At 34.0% G+C, this 19,182-nt stretch carries 12 protein-coding genes; 8 read left to right on the top strand and 4 right to left on the bottom strand.

The window, feature by feature from the left end; translation table 11 throughout:
• Positions 1-57: 57 nt before the first annotated feature.
• Positions 58-495, bottom strand: a complete 438-nt coding sequence (locus GM3708_RS14625; protein ID WP_071827625.1) for a hypothetical protein — start codon at positions 493-495, stop codon at positions 58-60.
• 325 nt (positions 496-820) lie between these two features.
• On the bottom strand, positions 821-1,768 hold the full coding sequence (locus GM3708_RS14620; RefSeq protein WP_066348487.1) for a DUF362 domain-containing protein: 948 nt from the start codon (positions 1,766-1,768) through the stop codon (positions 821-823).
• 209 nt (positions 1,769-1,977) lie between these two features.
• Between GM3708_RS14620 and petN the strand changes: the two genes are divergently transcribed.
• The 8 genes from petN (at position 1,978) to GM3708_RS14585 (ending at position 11,774) form a co-directional block, all read left to right on the top strand.
• A complete protein-coding gene (gene petN / locus GM3708_RS14615; RefSeq protein WP_015222656.1) occupies positions 1,978-2,067 on the top strand; it encodes a cytochrome b6-f complex subunit PetN in 90 nt (29 codons plus the stop codon).
• A gap of 3 nt (positions 2,068-2,070) precedes the next feature.
• The gene (locus GM3708_RS18895; RefSeq protein ID WP_173645021.1) at positions 2,071-2,208 is read left to right on the top strand and encodes a hypothetical protein; all 138 of its coding nucleotides are present in this window, start codon (positions 2,071-2,073) and stop codon (positions 2,206-2,208) included.
• 118 nt (positions 2,209-2,326) lie between these two features.
• Complete coding sequence (locus tag GM3708_RS14610; RefSeq protein WP_066348485.1) at positions 2,327-3,784, top strand: efflux RND transporter periplasmic adaptor subunit; 1,458 nt, start codon at positions 2,327-2,329, stop codon at positions 3,782-3,784.
• Positions 3,785-3,911: 127 nt separating this feature from the next.
• Positions 3,912-5,108 carry a pentapeptide repeat-containing protein gene (locus tag GM3708_RS14605; RefSeq protein ID WP_066348483.1) on the top strand — a complete coding sequence of 399 codons (1,197 nt, stop codon included), beginning with the start codon at positions 3,912-3,914 and terminating at the stop codon, positions 5,106-5,108.
• Between the two features lie 353 nt (positions 5,109-5,461).
• Entirely contained in the window at positions 5,462-5,896 is a 435-nt protein-coding gene (locus GM3708_RS14600; RefSeq protein WP_066348480.1) for a VOC family protein, read from the top strand.
• A 298-nt stretch (positions 5,897-6,194) separates the two neighbouring features.
• Entirely contained in the window at positions 6,195-8,420 is a 2,226-nt protein-coding gene (dnaK, locus tag GM3708_RS14595; protein ID WP_066348478.1) for a molecular chaperone DnaK, read from the top strand.
• Between the two features lie 430 nt (positions 8,421-8,850).
• The gene (gene mgtE / locus GM3708_RS14590; protein ID WP_066349505.1) at positions 8,851-10,248 is read left to right on the top strand and encodes a magnesium transporter; all 1,398 of its coding nucleotides are present in this window, start codon (positions 8,851-8,853) and stop codon (positions 10,246-10,248) included.
• Positions 10,249-10,259: 11 nt separating this feature from the next.
• On the top strand, positions 10,260-11,774 hold the full coding sequence (locus GM3708_RS14585) for a WD40 repeat domain-containing protein (protein ID WP_066348476.1): 1,515 nt from the start codon (positions 10,260-10,262) through the stop codon (positions 11,772-11,774).
• On the opposite strand, the gene GM3708_RS14580 is transcribed toward GM3708_RS14585, so the two are convergent.
• Both GM3708_RS14580 and GM3708_RS18395 read right to left on the bottom strand, forming a co-directional pair.
• Positions 11,771-13,441, bottom strand: coding sequence for a ShlB/FhaC/HecB family hemolysin secretion/activation protein (locus GM3708_RS14580; RefSeq protein ID WP_066348474.1), 1,671 nt, complete (start codon positions 13,439-13,441; stop codon positions 11,771-11,773). The two genes, GM3708_RS14585 and GM3708_RS14580, sit on opposite strands and share 4 nt — an antisense overlap.
• A 124-nt stretch (positions 13,442-13,565) precedes the next feature.
• On the bottom strand, positions 13,566-18,860 hold the full coding sequence (locus GM3708_RS18395) for a CHAT domain-containing protein (RefSeq protein ID WP_066348472.1): 5,295 nt from the start codon (positions 18,858-18,860) through the stop codon (positions 13,566-13,568).
• Positions 18,861-19,182 lie beyond the last annotated feature (322 nt).

Genomic DNA, 19,182 nt, shown 5'->3' with positions numbered 1-19,182 from the left:
AATTAGTATGAAATATCAATAGGTATTCTGAGTTATCAGATAAAATATTGATATATGTTATAGGTTTATAATAATTTTGATAATAATTTTTATGGTAACAACAATTGTTATATAAATAGATGTGAGAAAAGCATTGTAAGTAGTAGATTGAATAGAATATTCTTCTTTTTCTTCTTCTGATTTAGCTTTTATAAATTTTTTATTTTTGATATTAAAATAAATTAGTTGACTGATAACTAGAATTAATAAAATTATGATGGTTTGATCATTATTAAGTAGTAAGCCAATGCCACTTAATAATGTTAAAATTCCACCAATAAACATAAAGTTAGTAACTAAAGAATCTACTTTTTTCCCTTCAATTTGCTCAAGACAAGTATCCATAAATTGAGATTCTCTGGCAGTTTTCAGCGCAAAAATACCTCCTAGAATCCAAAATAAACCAAAAATTCTTAAAAAATTTTCTAGTACTAATAAAACTAAATTCAAATTCATATTTTTTATTATTTATCTCAGTTGATTATTCAAAAAATATAGCAATCCTAAATTATTTGTGAATAATTAAAAATAAATCTGTAAATTTTATGATACCTGAAAACCAACACCTGTAAAAATTTTAGGACTAAGATACTAGAATTGTTATAGTATTAATTTCCACCTATTTATAAGTTTATAGATATAGGAATACTAAATCGATTATCAAATATTTAAAAGTAACAATAAATTATATAGTGTTTATATAATGAAACTTTTAAACCACTTTCTACTAAATTTTCGAGATTTATTTTCAGACAAATTATTTAGGACTGCTATATAATTTTTAACTATTAATTGTTTCCTTAATGAGCTTAATATAAAAATGTTTAAATGTAGATTTTAACACCCTAGGCAAACCAAAATCGATAGACATTAATGTCTCTGGTAATTTCCAGTTTAATACTCTTAACTCTTCGGGTTTTAACAAAGGAAATTGAATATCTTTTATATCACTTAATAACCCCAATTTTTTTTGAGCAACTAAAGTAGGCACTATTTCTGAGCATACGTTCAGCATATCAGCGATCGCCACATCTAGAGCAAAAACATTATGAGAAGCCCCTAAAATACCTAATTCTCTAGGTTCTCCTGCACTTGGTCCATTTCCTTCATGGGCAATGATTCCGTCAATAATTGTCAAATCTGGATTAATTGCTTTGGCAGTTTCTACTAACATTTCCCCAAAACGACTAGCATCTTTTCCCGCTTCCATATGCCACCATGCCTTCATTTTCCCCGGCACACAACCAAATAAATTTTTAACTCCCATCGTCATGCTCAATTGCATATGAGACTTAATTTTCGGTAGATTGATAATAACATCTGCTTCCATTGCTTCTTTTGATAACCGCAAATGTTGAAAATTATTATTATCAACAGAGTATTTTTTGCTTTGAAACTCGATAATGGGCAAATTTAAGGCTTCACAAAGGGGTAAATAACCGTTAGCTTTAGCTACTCCCTTTGCACTACCAAAAGCTGGGCTATCTCCTAAAAATGGTTTTCCCCCAACTTCCTGCACCATTTGAGCAACACAATAAACTATTTCCTTACGAGTAGTACATTCTTTTGTTGGGCGAGAAGCCGTTAATAAATTTGGTTTTAGTAATACTCGATCACCTTTTTTTACGAAAGCAGATATACCACCCAAGGGCATGAGTAAATTTTCTAAGGACGTACGTAACTGTTCTAAATCGTAAGATTGTGCTTTGATTAAGGAAACTTGAGTCATAAAAAATATTAATGTAAATAACTGTAGATAAGACTTTTAGTATAAACCAATCAAATTAAACATCATCAAATCATATTACTTGTTACGTCGGTTTATTTCATCACTATATTTAATTGTTAACTTATTTTTCCGCACAGGAACTCTTAACTCAATTATTCTTCTTAATGATAAGATAATATAGTTAAAATTACTCTTTAAATGTTATAAATATGGATATTCTTACTTTAGGTTGGGTTGGAGTTCTTTCTCTATTCACATGGTCTATTGCAATGGTAGTATGGGGTAGAAAAGGTTTCTAAATCGTGGAATCATTACCTGTTTTAAATCTTCTTTTTGTTGCCGCCATCGCTTTGTTAGTTTTTGTAAGTGGTGGTATTCTTTATCTCACAACTCTTGAATGGCGCGATCGCCGTCGTCGAGATCGTGATAAAAAGCTCTAATTTATAGATAATTAGCAATTAACAACTATTGCATTGAGTGCTTATTGCTTATTCTCGATTATGAATAATATTTGTTAACTTGTATAGATGATGATTGACAATTATAAAAACCTGATGTATGACAGCAAGTAATTTGGAAAAGCAAAGTAATCCTTTACCAAAGCAAAATAATCCTTTACCGTGGATTTTTGGTGCAATGATTGGTGGCATTATTCTCATCGGAGGATTTGCTTATGTGTCTTTAAATCGGAGTAATTCTACTACTGCGGAAATAGATAAATATACAGTTCCCATTACCAGAAAAACTATTAATCTTGAAATTAAAGCTAGTGGTACAGTTGAGCCAATTCAAAATGTAAATATTAGTCCTAAAAATCCCGGAATACTAGAACGATTATTAGTAGATCAAGGAGTTATAGTCAAAAAAGGGCAACCAATAGCTGTGATGGATAATAAGCAGTTATATGCTCAAGGCATTCAAGCAGAAGCTAGGTTACAAGAAGCTCAAGCCAGTGTCCAAGAAGCAGATTTAAAATTACAAGGTGATTTACAAGTATTATCAGCTCAATTAGCTCAAGCATCAGCACGTTTAGAGGAATCAAGACGTAGAATTCCTTCTCAGATTGAACAAACAAGAGCCCAATTAGTCGAAGCTCAATCCAAGCTAAAATTAGCTCAAGTTCAATTGCAAAGAAATGAAAAGTTATTACAAGAAGGTGCTATTACCGCTGATCAATTTGATCAATTAGCCAATGAAGTCATTGTTTCTCAGGCAAATGTACAAAGAATTGTCCGACAGTTAGAAGAATTACAAATTACCGAAGATCCTGAAATTAAACGTTTAGAGGCGGCAGTAGGGGAAATCAAAATATCTTTAGAAGAAAGAAAAGTTAGTGGTAAAGCTGAGATAGAAAAACTGAAAGCGAATATCAAAGCAGTACAAGCTAGTTTAGAAATTGCTAAAATTCAATTTCAAGATACTTTAATTACTGCTCCTTTTGACGGAATTATTACTCAAAGATTTGCCACAGAAGGTGCTTTTGTTACTCCTACGACTTCCGCTTCTACCACTGCTTCAGCTACTTCTTCTTCTATCGTTGCTTTAGCTAAAGGGTTAGAAATTGTGGCAAAAGTGCCAGAAATTGATTTAAGTCAAATCAAATTAGGTCAACCGGTGCAAATTATTGCCGATTCTTATCCTAATGAAGTTTTTAAAGGTGTGGTTAAAAGCATTGCTCCAGAGGCAATTGTAGAGCAAAATGTGACCTCTTTTGAAGTGAAGATTGCGGTAATTACTGGACAAGATCGACTACTTTCAAAAATGAATGTAGAAGTGAATTTTTTGGGAGAAAAATTAGATAATATTTTAGTAGTTCCAACGGTGGCAATTGTCACGGAAGAAGGTAAAACTGGAGTAATGATTCCCGGCGAAAATAACGTTCCTAAATTTAAACCGATTACCATTGGTACGTCAGTAGATGATACAACGGAAATATTAGGCGGTTTATCAGTCGGGGATCGAGTTTTTATTGATTTACCATCAGATAAAAATAAAAAACCTACACAAGAAGACTAATACCATAACCCAGTTTCTCTATAGAGTTTGTCTTTCCTCTCCATAATTCATCTTAGCCTCTTTGTCTCTAGAACGATGGTGTGATACGCTGAGAAAGAAAAGACTATAAGGTTAAGGTTATATAAAAATGGACTCTAAGGATTTTAGCAAGAGACGAGGCTCTTTAGCCCTAGCCCTACTTACATTGCTGCTCCCTTTTGTCGTGATTAGTCTTCTCATAGAGCGCCCTGTGGAGATCGCCCCAGAAAAGTTCGATTTTATCAGAGGGTTGTTTCCTTCAAATCCGCTTCTTACCATATTGGGCATGGCTGGTTTACTGATCCTCGCACAAACCTCCTTTACGAAAACCACGCAAAAGATTGTCAACATACTATCTTCGCCCAAAGCTCTGAAAATTTCATTGCTTATTGCCCTGACTTTTACAATAATAGCGGGTACGGGTTTTTTCCACGCCGTGGCAGCCGCAGCTACTCGCAATGAAAACGAAGCTGGTTCATGGTTTGAAGCCGTTAATATGGTACTAGCAGGGGCGGGATTGGTTATTCAGAGTCTCCTCACGTATAGCCTCTACGTTCTGACTAAAGAACAGACTAAGCAATCTATAAATCAAAGTGCCGCCGCCGCCGCTGCCAATACTCAGAGTTTTTGTGTTAAGCTGATCGATACGATTCTTACTGCTGATGGGGTAATGGACCCGCGCAAAGGTAAAATCAACGCTATTCGAGGACTTCTGTTCTCGACGATAAACGGGATTCGGATGGGCAGTAGCAATGACTTACATACAGTGTTCGTACAGCTATTGGAAAATAACCTTACATCTCCCATTCTATTAATTTCACAGTCGAATTCAATCAACACAGATCCAAAAGGTAATCCTGTTTGTTGTCACTGCGCAGATCCTCTCAGTTCAAGCATTGTTCAGGTTGTAGATCTCGGAGACAAGAAAATCGCCCAGAAGTTGGAAGGTTCAATTCTTGATGGACATATACTTGATGAATTTGATTTCTGGGGAGCTATAATCAATAAGTTCTCCCTACGCAATACGAGCTTAGTGCAAGTCTCTTTGATACGTGCGACGTTTATCGACGTAGATTTTCGAGGAGCAAATTTTTCCGGGGCTATTCTTACCCCAAGCAACCGTGACAGATTCTTAGCCGACGAATTCAGAATTCGACAATTGCCCGATGAGCAAATAACGCCCAAATTTCTCGGAAATTGTCAGTTCGAGGGTGCAACTATGGATCGGAACTTATATGACTTACTAAAAATTAGCCTTGGAGAAAATGCAAACAACGCACTTGAAGGAGTCATTGTCAATGGATAACTACGAGGAAGAAAAATTTCCTCTCTTTTTCTGCTATAAAACAAGCTGATCAAGCCTTATATTTAACCGAGAAAAAAGTAGAAATAATTTTGTTGTTTATACTACTGTAGAATAAAAAAATAGGCTCAAACGCATTTAACTTGAATCTTTTAAAACTAGTCAAAAATTAAAAAAACTCTCTCAACAATTTAGACATATTGGTATTTTTTTTTACCGTTTTACTGATTTTATTGTCCATCTGTACTTGTTTTTACAATTTTTTTTGTGTCGAACTTGAGGTATCTACTACCCTCAATATTCTAGTTAGATACGTCTGAGCCCAGTAAATATTGAATATATGATTTAATTTGTTTATGGTTAACCAAGTAATTTTTCATTTAGCTATTCCTATTAATAGTATTAATGAAGCTAAAAATTTTTATAGTGATATTTTAGGTGCAAAAATCGGGAGAGAAAATCAACACGCTGTTATTTTTGATTTTTATGGTCATCAATTAGTAGGACATACCACAAAAGAAATTTTAATTCCACCTTCTAGTATTTATCCTCGCCATTTTGGTTTAATTTTCATCCATGAATCAGATTGGAATTTATTGTTGACTAGATGTCAAGACCATTTAGAGTTATATCAACCGGCAAAATTAAGATTTAAAGAACAATTAACTGAGCATCAAACTTTTTTTTTGCAAGATCCCTTTTATAATATCCTTGAATTTAAATTCTATCGACATTATGAAGCTATTTTCGGAGCTAATCATATTATATCTATTGGCGATCGAGAAGATTGAATAAAATTTCAACTTACATAGGAGTTGCTAAAAAAGTTTTTTATTTTGATGAGGATAACTATAAGTAGTCAGTTATCAGCTTCAATGACCAAAAATGAATTTTTAGCTAAATATTATTCTGGATTGAATCTATTTCTTCTATTTCCTATTGCCTAACCTTTAACAATAAATTAAGGATAAATTCGCCCTTTGATCTCAAACGTGATCCGATACAATAGACTGAATAAATAGTAAAGTTAAAGTATAAAAACCTCGAACGAGGGCAAATAACGAGAAAAAACTGGAGAAATTAGCAACAATGGGTAGAGTCGTTGGTATAGATTTAGGCACAACTAACTCAGTGGTAGCAGTGATGGAAGGGGGAAAGCCTCTCGTTATCCCCAACTCTGAAGGAAGTCGCACCACTCCCTCCGTAGTAGGTTTTAATAAAGATGGTGAATTAGTCATTGGGCAAATGGCAAGACGACAAGGAGTTTTAAATCCTCAAAATACCTACTATGGTATTAAACGTTTCATGGGGCGAAAATACTCAGAATTAAATGAAGAATCTAAACGTGTGCCTTATACCATTCGTCGGGATGAAGTTGATAATATCAAAATTCGTTGTCCTCGTCTGAAAAAAGAGTTTGCCTCAGAAGAAGTATCAGCGATGATTTTACGCAAATTAGCGGAGGAAGCAGAAAGATATTTAGGGGAAGAAGTGACTGGTGCTGTAATTACTGTACCTGCATATTTCAACGATGCTCAACGTCAAGCAACAAAAGATGCAGGAAAAATTGCAGGATTAGAAGTGTTAAGAATTGTAAATGAACCTACTGCGGCTTCTTTAGCTTATGGTTTAGAAAAAAGACGGAGTGAAAAAATCCTTGTTTTTGACTTGGGGGGAGGAACTTTTGATGTTTCTATCCTTGAAGTGGGAGATGGTGTTTTAGAAGTTAAAGCTACTAGCGGTGATACTCAATTAGGGGGAAATGATTTTGATAGAAGAATTGTTGATTATCTCGCTGAAGCATTCTTAGAAACCGAAGGAGTAGATTTAAGAAGAGATAGACAATCTTTGCAACGGTTAACCGAAGCGGCAGAAAAAGCTAAAATTGAGCTATCGGGAGTTAGTAATACAGAAATTAATTTGCCTTTTATTACTGCGACTGAAGATGGACCTAAACATATCGAAACCAGTCTTAGTCGTGCTAAATTTGAAGAACTATGTGGTGATTTGGTATCTCGATTACGTCGCCCTATTCAAAGAGCTTTGAAAGACGCAGGTTTAAGCCCTGTGCAGATAGATGAAGTTGTATTAGTTGGGGGTTCAACTCGCATACCTTTAGTACAAGATTTAGTCCGTAGCTTTATTGATATTGAACCTAATCAGAATGTTAATCCTGACGAGGTTGTAGCCGTTGGTGCTGCTATTCAAGCAGGAATTTTAGGGGGGGAAGTAAAAGATATTTTACTCCTCGATGTGACTCCTTTATCTATTGGTGTGGAAACCATTGGTGGTGTTACAAAAAAACTTTTACCCCGCAATACTACAATCCCAGTAAGAAGATCAGATGTTTTCTCTACCTCAGAAAATAATCAAACTTCTGTAGAAATTCATATAGTGCAAGGGGAACGAGAAATGGCAGAAGACAATAAGTCTTTGGGACGTTTTAAATTAACTGGAATTCCACCTGCACCTAGGGGTGTACCACAAATTCAAGTATCTTTTGATATTGATGCTAACGGCATTTTACAAGTAATTGCTAGAGATAAAACTACTGGAAGAGAACAAAGAATTATTGTTCAAGGTGCTTCGACTTTATCACAAGCAGAAGTTGATGAGATGATGAATCAAGCCCAAGAATTTGCTAGAGAAGATAGAGAAAGACGTGATCGAGTGGAAAAACGCAATGGAGCAAAGGCTTTGACAGATCAAGCCCAACGTCGTTTAAGGGAAGTTACTCTCGATTTCGGTAGTCAATTTACAAATCCTTATCGCCGAGATATAGAAACTCTTTGTACTGAAATTCTTGATAGTTTAGAAAAAGATGACGATCGCCGTTTAGATCGTAGTCAGGCTGATTTACAAGATGTTCTTTATGAATTAAATCGAGAAGTCAGACTACAATATGATGATGAACAAGAAGGGTTTTTTGAGTCTATTAAAAAGACTTTTATTGGTGATGATGAAGATGACTATAACCCCAGAGAAAGAGGTGCAGTATATCGTAATTCTGACACTAACTCATATGGCTCAAGGGTTTCCCCTAATCGAGATTACCGAGATTATGACAATCCGAATAACTATGGTTACGGCGGCGGTGGTTTATCTAGTCCTCGAAATCCTCAACGTTCTCAACCTACTACTTCTCGTTCTGCATCCTCTTCTCGACGCAGTAATGATTATCAGGAAGAAGGTAATCGTGGAGCACCATTTTATGATTCTTCATCAACTTCTCCCAGAGATCGTCGTTATAATGTCGGCAAAAAAAAAGATATTCCCTATGAAAATGATTGGGAAGACGATGATGACTGGTTTTAATTAACCTAAGTTCGATCTAAAAGTAGATGATGGCTGGTAACCAAGACAGAAAGATAAGCAGACAGGGAGATTATATTTTTTGTGAATTCATAAAATTGATTTTAAATATGCACAAATATCCATAATTTTGTCCATTTTACTTATCTACTTGTTTGTCTGTCTTGTCTTGAGCATTTTTATTCTGTCGAACTCTTAACTTCTACTCTCATCAAAAAAGTTTTTCATTACACCTTATTTACACAAGATTATCGGATTTTACAGTAAAAAATAGCTCACAAAAAATTTACTAAAATCCTTTATTATTATCATTTTAGGTTAATTTTTGAGCAATCAAAAGTTTATTTTCACATCAACCAGACAGAGGTTAGAATTAAAAATCGATGCTAAAAGATTTATCGTAATAAGTTTAAGTTATAAAGGGGGCGTACTGGTGAGTGATAATGTAGTGGTTAAACAAAATGATTCTCGCCACGAATTAAGAGAGTTAGTAAGTTCTCAATTACAAATTTTATTAGAACAAAATAACCTAGAAGGTGCAAAAGCATTATTATTACCAGTACAACACGTTGATATTGCTGAAGCCATTGAATATTTACCTCCATCAAAGCAGTTAATCGCCTTTCGGTTACTGAATAAAACAGAAGCCATCGATGTTTATGAACATTTAGATTCTAGTGTACAACAGTCGTTAATAGAAGAATTTAAGCGTCAAGAAGTCTTAGATATTGTCGATAAAATGTCTCCCGATGATCGTGCCAAGTTATTTGATGAGTTACCAGCTTCAGTCGTTAGTCGTATTTTAGAACAGTTAAGCCCTGAAGAAAGACAAGCAACAAACCTACTTTTGGGTTATGAGGAAGATACCGCAGGAAGAATCATGACTCCTGAGTATATTTCTCTTAAACAAAATTTAACGGTAGAGGAAACCTTAGACAGAATACGCTCTTTAGCTAAAGCCTCGGAATTAATTTATTATATGTATGTAACCGATGCTTCTCGTCATCTAGCGGGTATTGTTTCTTTACGAGATTTAGTTTTAAATTCTCCCACTCAAACCCTCGAACAAATCATGACGAAGGATGTGATTTATGTCAAAACTGACATGGATCAAGAAGAAGTGGCTAGATTAATTCAAAGATATGACTTTTTAGCTGTGCCAGTAGTTGATAAAGAGTTACGATTAGTAGGTATTGTCACCGTAGATGATGTTATCGACATTTTAGAACGGGAAGCCACAGAAGATATTTATGCTTTAGGGGCTGTACAATCTAATGGTGATAACTACTTTCAAACTAATTTATTTACGGTGGCAAGAAGAAGAGTGTCATGGCTATTGATATTATTATTGACTAATACCGTTACAGGAAGTATTATTGGTGCACAAGAAGACGTACTAGCAAAAGTTACTGTTTTAGCGGCTTTTATCCCTCTTTTAACAGGTACAGGGGGTAATATTGGTACTCAGTCTTCTACTGTAGTTATTAGGGGTTTAAGTACTGATGAAGTGAGTGATTTAGGTACAGTAAAAGTTATTTTTAGGGAAGCATTAGCTGGATTATTATTAGGCTTAATTTTAGGAATTTTAGCTTCTATTTGGGCTTATCTTTTACCTCAAACTAATAAAAATCCTGTGGTAGCAGTATCTGTGGGAGTTAGTTTAGTGGCTATTTCTGTGTTAGCATCGGTTTCTGGTTCAGCTTTACCTTTCCTATTTAAGTCTATCGGATTAGATCCAGCTTTAATGTCTGCACCTTTTATTACTACTGCTGTGGATGTTTTAGGGGTGTTGATTTATTTTTCGATCGCTCGTACAATGTTAGGCATTTAAGGATAATTCTTATGATTTTAGTTACTTTACTTTGGTTAGAATGGCTTGAATATCTCGGTGTTTTATTTATTATTATTGGCTTAATTATTTCTTTATTTTTACAGTCTAATACTTTATTATTTTCTGCTATTACGATTACTTTTCTTTTAAATATTATCAATCGTTTTCGCTTAGAATCTCGTACAAAAAATCGTATTGGAGCGGCATTAAATATTCAACTAAGACGTTTTTCAGGAGAAGTTGAAGAAATTAACGCTAAAATTAGCGATTATATAGAAAAACAAAATACCCTGACAACTCCGCCTAAAATTTCTAGCAATACACAAAAATCAGATAACCCAATTATTGCTTCTTTACAGCAAGATGTTGAAAGTTTAAATAAATCTTTAACAAGTATTATTGATTATATTCAAGAACATAAATTAGAACAAAGAATTAAAAGTTTAGAACAACTTTATCAATCTTCTCAATCTTCCCGAAAACCTATTAATTCATCCCCTAATGATATTAAATTACCTGATCGCCATGTTTTAAGTCAGTCCCAAAATTATGACATTGAAGCTCCCCCAAAAATTGCTTGGAAATGTATTCATATTATTAATGGTCATAGTCAATCTGTTACTGATTTAATCATTACTCATGATAGTAAGTATTTATTAAGTTCTTCTTGGGATCAATATTTAAAAATTTGGTCTTTAGACACAGGTTATGAAATTGATGCTGTAAAGGCTTCAGCTCAAGGAGTTTTAACCGTTAGTGTTAGTGATTTTAATTATCTGGATCATGGTATTGTTACAGGTAGTTTAGATCAAGATGTAAAAATTTGGTCTTTGAAATCAGAAAAAAATTCTTTACGTTTAAACCTTCAAAATACTTTAACTAATCACACAGGCTCAATTCATGGTTTAGAAATAGCTTCTTCTCGGCAAATTATTGTAAGTGGTAGTTATGATCAAACTTTGAAACAATGGGATTTACAAAGTGGTGATTTACTTCAAAGTTGCTATGACAAAACTGGGGCAATTAATGCCATCGCTATTCATGAAGAATCTGGATTTATTGCTAGTGGTGGTGGTGATGGAGAGATAACTATTTGGGAGTTAGGAGGAGAAAGAAAACTTGGTTTATTAGTAGGTAATGTCACTTCTTTAGAATCTATTGCCATTAGTAAGTCAGGGGAATATATTGCTGGGGGTTGTACTGATGGCTCGATTAAAATCTGGCATTTACCAAATACAATGTTTAGTTTATTTTTAGAACTTTCACCTACTTTAGAATTACAAGGTCATCACGGACAAGTAATGGACTTAATTTTCAATCCTGACGGCAATTTATTATATAGTGGCGGAGTTGATGGTTTCATTAAAATTTGGCATCCTGCCACTGCAAAAGAATTAGGACATTTAAAAATTGGCGATGATAACCGTATTTTTTCCTTATCCTTAAGTAAAAATGGTGAAATTCTGGCGGCAGGAGGAGTTGATGGCACAATTAAAATTTGGCAACAAACCAATCAAAATCATTAAAAATTATATTTAAGATTGAAATATAAACCGTCATCTTGAATGTTATTACCTCGATCAATCAAATCAATTAAAGGTGGTGCATAATCGATTCTTATGTTTAAGTTGTTTATGGGTTGCCAAATTAAACCTAATCCTAAAGCAGCAATAAATTGTTGATTAGCTGAAAAGTTAGGATTTCCCTGAGCATTCCACACTGAGCCCATATCAAAAAATGGAGCAATTTGAAATATAGGGAATTTTTCCTCATTTCTAATTAAGGTAATTCTATCTTCAATGGAAAAACGAAAACCATTATCTCCCGCACGGACATTTTGTCGATAACCTCTTACGGATTGTCCTCCACCAATTACAAACTGTTCTGATGGTAATAAAGGATCTAAACTTAATTGAATATCTCCTTGAATAATTAATAAATTATCAGGATTTAATAATTGTACTCGTTGAATTTGTCCTAACCATGCAAAAAAATAACCATCAGGATCATTAGAACGATTAGATGTCGTTACATCAAATAAACCGACTCCCATCCTAAATTGAGATCGTAAAGCCCAAGCTCCTGTTGTTTCCCGTTTAACATAATCTTGACCAAAAGTAATCACATTCGTACGAGTAATACCATCATCATTAGGTCCTACACCAAAAGGAGTTGGCCCTTGGAAAGTAAAAGTTTGACCATTACGATAACTCATACCAACAGATAACGCAAATTCTTCACGGGGAGTACGAATCAATGGTTGACGATAACTTAATTCGTAAAACTGACTTTCTCCGCTAATATCTAACTCTTGAAAATCACCTTCAACAACGGTATTTTCTTGTATAGAAACCCTTGCTTGTAAACTACCATTCATGGGATTAAGAGGAGCATTATAGTACAGATCTAAGTTATAAGTACCAGTCCAATCTTCTAACCGAGGTTGATAAGAGACAGAAAAAGAATCACCAAAACCAAAAACATTACCATAACCCGCCCCAAAAGTCATTTGAGAAGCACCAATGCTGGGAGGAGAATAATTATCAATACCAATAGTCGCAAAAAAGGGATCAGCTTCAGAAACTTTTATCACTAAAATACTTTGTTTTTCAGCATTACCCTGTCTTAAAGTAGCTTCAATATTATCAATTAAAGGATCTGTTTTTAACAATCGCAATTGATCTTCTAAATTCCCAGAGTTAAGAGGTGTTGTTGTCCCTAACGCTACTCTTTGACGTACATAATTTTCTAATCTTTTCGCACCTTCAATTTCAATTGCTTCTACTTGTCCTTCATCAACCCTAATAATTGCTACTTCATCAATAACATTCTCCACAATAGCTCTAGTAGTAATATAACCTTTATTCAGATAAATTTGTGTAATTTGGTCTGCAACATTTTTTAAAGTTTCACCAGTAACACTTTGATTTTTATAAGGTTCAATAATAGTATTAATTTCATTATTTAAAATGCTATTTCCTTTGACTTGAATATTTTTGATATAAACTTCTGGGGAATTATTTTGACCGAGCAAAAAAATATTGTCATTAACTAAATCATTAGTTAAATATTTTTGATTATTTTCAATGGTAAAATTAAATTCTTGAGCTGAAATTTGATCGTTAACACTAAAAAAAGATAATGAGCTTAGGGAAAATATAAATAATTTTTTATTCAAATTAATACTTTTCATAATATGATATATAGTCTGATATTTGTTTTTAATGAATAAATTATAAGAACAAAATAAATAGAAATCCTTAAAAATTTTTTAATAAAGATAAAATGTAAGAAATTAGAAATCTTTAATTATTACATTACCAAGGATTACCTATCATAGTGAAAGGAGCCCAATAAAAAGGATGAGAAAAATCTTCTTTTTGCCGAGAATTTTCGGGTAACCCATCTAATGATACTTCTAGTTCAGGAGTAATAATCTCATTACCATCTTCAGTTTTATAAATTTTACCTTGAAGCATATTTAACTGTGCTTGTCGTAAAGATTCTGCTTTAGTAGATTGAGTTTTTAGTTGCCCATAAAAATCAGTCATCAACGCCAAAGTACCAGTGTCACTGACTTGCCAAACACTACCTAAGGAAGTTTTAACTCCAGCTTGTACCGCTAAACCAGCAAATCCTAACTCGGCTATCTCGTTACCAAAAGCAGTATCACAAGCACTTAATACCATCAATTCCACTAAAGGCTGATTTAAACCAAGATTGCGTAATTCACCTAATTTAAGTCGAGAATTATACAATTGAATAAAACTATCAGTAGTTTCTGTCGGATTAAATTCCCCATGAGTACCAAAATGTACTATTCCAAAAGATTTAGCACCTAAATTTTGTTTAATTTCGTCAAAAGTAAAGTTATTATTCAAATATCGTTGATAATCTTCTGTTGCTTTACCATTCCAAACTTTTTGAATGGTTGGCAACTCTAAGCCAACAGCAGGTAAAGGTGTTACTTGATCATCTGCAAACTGTGCTGCTCCCATCGCCAAAAGGTTTAAATCTTTGATAGGGCGATAACTATTATCATTTAAGTTTAAACTTGGTGCTAAACCACTACTATATTTTTCGACGAGAAACTGCTGGTTATTACCATCATATAAAGCGGCAACAGGAAGAAAACGAATTTCTGTAGGCAAAATAAATAATAAATTAGAAATTTCTTCTTTTTTCAGTTTATCTTCAAGGGGTGTAATTAACCAGCTATATAATTCTGTAGCATATGGCTTATAATTGTCATTTAAGGCAAAATTATCTGACGCACTTGACCATAAATTAGTAGCTGATTGCACTACTTGCTCACGGGTAACAGGTACAGTTAACCTGATGGGAGCGCCTTTACGGGTAATTATTAGTAAATCTAACTGATCTTCTTCAGATGGTTTTAAGGGAATAGTCGGTTGAATATCAGAAAGAGTAATATCAACTTGGCTATATTCTTGAGTATTTAAAACTTCTCTACGGGCAAATTCTTTTTCCAAATTAGGTGGTTCATAACCTTTAGGAGTAAAAGTAACATATATCAATGCTGGTTTTTCCGGTGTTTCTTGTTCGATTAAAGTTAAAATTTCTTGAGCTTGAGCAATGGTGGCAATAGGAATAACTGAAGGATAAAGATTTGCCCCAAGGGTTTTAACTTCAAATCGTGAAGGAATGGCATTATTTGGATCACCTTCTTTTTGTAATAGATTGAGTTTTTCTGTGCGAGAATTGACAGGAGTTTCCGGTTGAGGAGTTTCTGGTTGAGGAGTTTCTGGTTGAGGAGTTTCCGGTTGAGGAGTTTCCGGTTGAGGAGTTTCTGGTTGCGGAGTTTCTGGTTGTGGAGTTTCTGGTTGTGGAGTTTCTGGTTGTGGAGTTTCTGGTTGTGGAGTTTCTGGTTGAGGAGTTTCTGGTTGGGGAGTTTCTGGTTGGGGAGTTTCTGGTTGGGGAGTTTCTGGTTGGGGAGTTTCTGGTTGGGGAGTTTCTGGTTGGGGAGTTTCTGGTTGGGGATCTAATAATACGACTCCAATATTTCCTAATTGAAATGTATCAAAATATTCTCCCGGTTCAACAGTGAAATCACCCGTAGTAATAAGTCCTAAAGTTCCATTATTACTAGGATCGCCTACAATAAAAGGTAAACGAGGATCTTCCTGATTTTTTTCAAGTCCTTCAGGAAAGAAGCTAATATTAATAGAACCTCCACCATTGTTGCCACTACTATCGATACTAAAATTAGTATTACCAATGGTTTCTGTTATTCTTAATCTACCGCTTGTTAGTATATTGACATTCCCCCCTGTGAGGTTATTACTACGGGTATTAATGTTAGTCAATTGTATGTCATTAAGAGAATTAATTGTTACATTGCCACCATTTTGCGTATTTCCGATTGAGCTAATTCCTTGTGTTTCAATAGTTGTGCCTGAGTTCAAGGCGATCGCACCACCATTATTTCCTGAAGAGTTCAGATTCTGAGTTAGAATACCATCTTGAGTGGAAGTAAGAATAATATTACCACCATTACCCTCAATATTACTTGTATTAATGTTTCCAGTGTTAATATTGTCGGCGATGATCGTAACATTATTACCGTTGGTAATTATATTGTCACTGACAAAAAAGCCTTGTGGTTCAAGAGTACTATTATTAGTGAGTAGTAAATCACCATTAAAAGTTTGATTTCCCGTTGTCAAAACCAAACCACCATTAAGATTAGTTGTATTTGCTGTGACAGTTAAGTTATTTAAAGCTTGACTATTACCGATCACTCCTAGAATAAAAATACTGCTATCACCGCCATTGAGAGTTAAACTTTGATTACCATTAATAGTTCCAAGTATGTCAATATTACCGATAATATTATTTCCATTATCAATAGCTAGGGTAACATCAGCACCTAAAATAACGTTATCATCAATGGTTATATCATTACCTTGAGTTATAATATCAGCGTTGAGAGTCGTGGTTGTTTTCGCACCTATGATGGTAATAGAAGCATTATCATCCCCAAAAATAGAAGAATTAACATTGATATTACTAGCCTGTAAACTGAGAGGATCATTTATGTTTAAAACACCATCAATATTGATAGAACCGATAGAACTACTTTCTCCAATGATAATATTCTCAAAGCCATTGATTTGATTGAGGTTAGAGATATTAAATAGGGTGCTGTTACCATTATTAATAGAGATAAATCTATCGTCATTTAACGTTCTCAAAATCAAATTACTACCATTAGCTGAAACAAGGGCATTTTGAGGAAAATTAATCCCTGACAAACTTTCAAGAGTGAGACTTTGACTAACATTTACTGCACCATTAAAATTTAATTGTCCAGTCGCACTACTAAAAATACTATTTCTTTCTATATTAAGTTGATTATTATATGTTTGATTTCCCGTAGTGGTGATGGTATTAGCATTAACAACCGTTGTGCCAAGATTATTTGTGAGAATACTATTAGCTTGAATATTACTCAGAATATTCGTGATACCTGTAACTCGCAAATCTAAATCTCCTGAAATGCTAATGTTGAGAGGATTACTTTCACTATCTACATTCCCAAAGGTTAAATCATTAATATCTGCAAGAATTACGTTGTTAGCATTGACAATATTAACAGTTTGAAAATTATTTCCCGTTACATCTAATAAAATATCATTACCGTTAGTATTAATATCAGTATTATTTGCTACTATAATATTTCCACTATTGGTAAGATTACCATTAGTCGTTACTCTTAAATCACCGTTGACATTAGAATTACCCAAGTTAAGAGTATTGATATCATAAAGGTTAACATTATCAGCACTATTAATCACAACAGTATTAAAGTCACTGGGGGATGTTTCAGGAACTACAATATTTGTCTGTCCTGTATTAAAAGTTGTTATACCCGATGTAATAATTCTGCCATTTCCGATGATTTCAAAACCTCCATTAATATCTGTGGTAGTCGCAGCATTAGCATTAATATTAATATTACCTGTATTGGTATTGATTAATGAACCATTGAAAAGTGCGATTGCTCCAAATTGATTATTATCAGAATCAGCATTAAAAACAATATTTAGAGAATCTATAGTTGAAGGGATGAAATCATCAATTATTCCTAAATAAATAATATTATTAGCCGCATCCAACGTTAAAGTTTTTCCTTGTCCAATGTTATCGTAATCAAGTATTGCATCACTATTCCAAGTAATATTTCCTTCTTGAGGTAATCGAGTATCACTACTTATTCCCGTTGATACAGTAACGTCACCGTTGATAAGTGCTTGTTGTATAAATCCTACCCACAGTAGAGCATTATTATTAAAAGCAATGAAGGGATTTTCGCTAGTTATACCTTCAAATAAATCTTCACTTATAATTGCAATATTATAAGGATCAATTAACCATTCTCCACCTGTGCCATTAGTTGCACCCACATCAGGCACTGTGTTGATCGAAAATGATTTTAAACCACTGGTTTCAATAAATCCACCATCCCCTGAAATCAAGCCACCTTTTGCCGTTAATTGACCATCAACTCCTAGATAATCACTGGCAAAGGCGATAACCTCTCCCCCATTACCCCTTAAGTTGGCATCAGCATTCACAGTAGAATTTTTATCAATAACGGTAATTTGAGCATTGGGAATTGTGCCTTTTCCTTGACGCTCACCACCTAATAAAACTTTTCCGCCCCCTAAATCACCATTAGCAGATATTTCACCATCAATCACCCCAACTTTATCCCCTAATACCGTTACTTCTCCCCCTTTATTTGCCGATGAAGTACTGATTTTTCCTGATGCAATGACAATTCCCGTTTCACTGGGGATATTACTTTTCGCCACTTGTACTTGATTATTTTCAACCATGACATTCCCCGTTGTCACACCACCATTATTTGCCCCTGTCAATAGACTCGGTAAATCTTGAGGGGTGAAGCCTAATAAATTTCCTTGCTCATCTTTCGGGATATCAAGCTCTAAGCTCAACAAACTACCTTCAGGAGTGATTTTTATCCTTGATGTACCTTTAACCGCCTGTATATTGATTTTCCCTTGAGGGGTTTCGATTGTACCTGTATTGATGATATTAGCCGCAAAAAGATTGATGTTATTTCCTTGTGCTACTTTTAAATCCCCCGCGTTGATAATACTTCCTGATTGTTGAGTGTTGAAAATAAAGTTAGTAGGATTACCCGTTAAATTTTGATAGTCATTATTGCCAATGGCGTTTAAAATTCCGTTACTAAAGCCAATACCTGTAGCGGTAGTAGCGGTAAAATCTGCTGGTACATTTAAACTAGCTCCTTGACTAAAAACAACTCCTGCAGGATTCATCAAAAAAAGGTTAGAGTTTCCACCGACAACTTCGATTAAACCGTTAATATAAGATGGATTTCCCCCTGTAACTCTGGTTAAAATATTTTGAATATTGGGATTTGTTAAAAAAGTTGCTATTTGTTGATTCGTTAAACCAAATTCTTTGAAGCTGTGAAAGAGGTTTTTCCCGTCTCTGGATAATGTATTGCCATCAATTACGATGCGTTCTCCATTTTTGGTGACAATGGTAGCTGTATTGCCATCGATACTAATTTCTTGACCTTGGCTTGATTCAGGCAAAAAGCAATTAATAATAAATGAGAAGGTAATTATTAGGCTTATTTTTCTGATCATAATTCACACCTTAGATTAGAATAATCTATATGCTAGTCAATTTTTAAAGATGTCGAATAAGCGAATCAGTTTTCGTATTTATTCTTAATATTATTCTTCACATAAATTCAAGTAACTTGACTTTAATCTCAAAACTATTTTCGGTTTTTTACAGTATTTATGATCACTTGAAAATAAAAGAATCAGAGAATTATAAAATACTAAGTATAAAGATCTTATATACCCTGAAAAGGATATTTTTGCTAGATTTTTATTAGTTTAAAATAAG

Origin of the sequence: Geminocystis sp. NIES-3708 (assembly GCF_001548095.1) — a bacterium.
In the GTDB taxonomy this organism is placed as follows: Bacteria; Cyanobacteriota; Cyanobacteriia; order Cyanobacteriales; family Cyanobacteriaceae; genus Geminocystis.
Note: the sequence above shows the minus strand (reverse complement) of the source record. Positions and strands in the feature narration are given on the sequence as shown.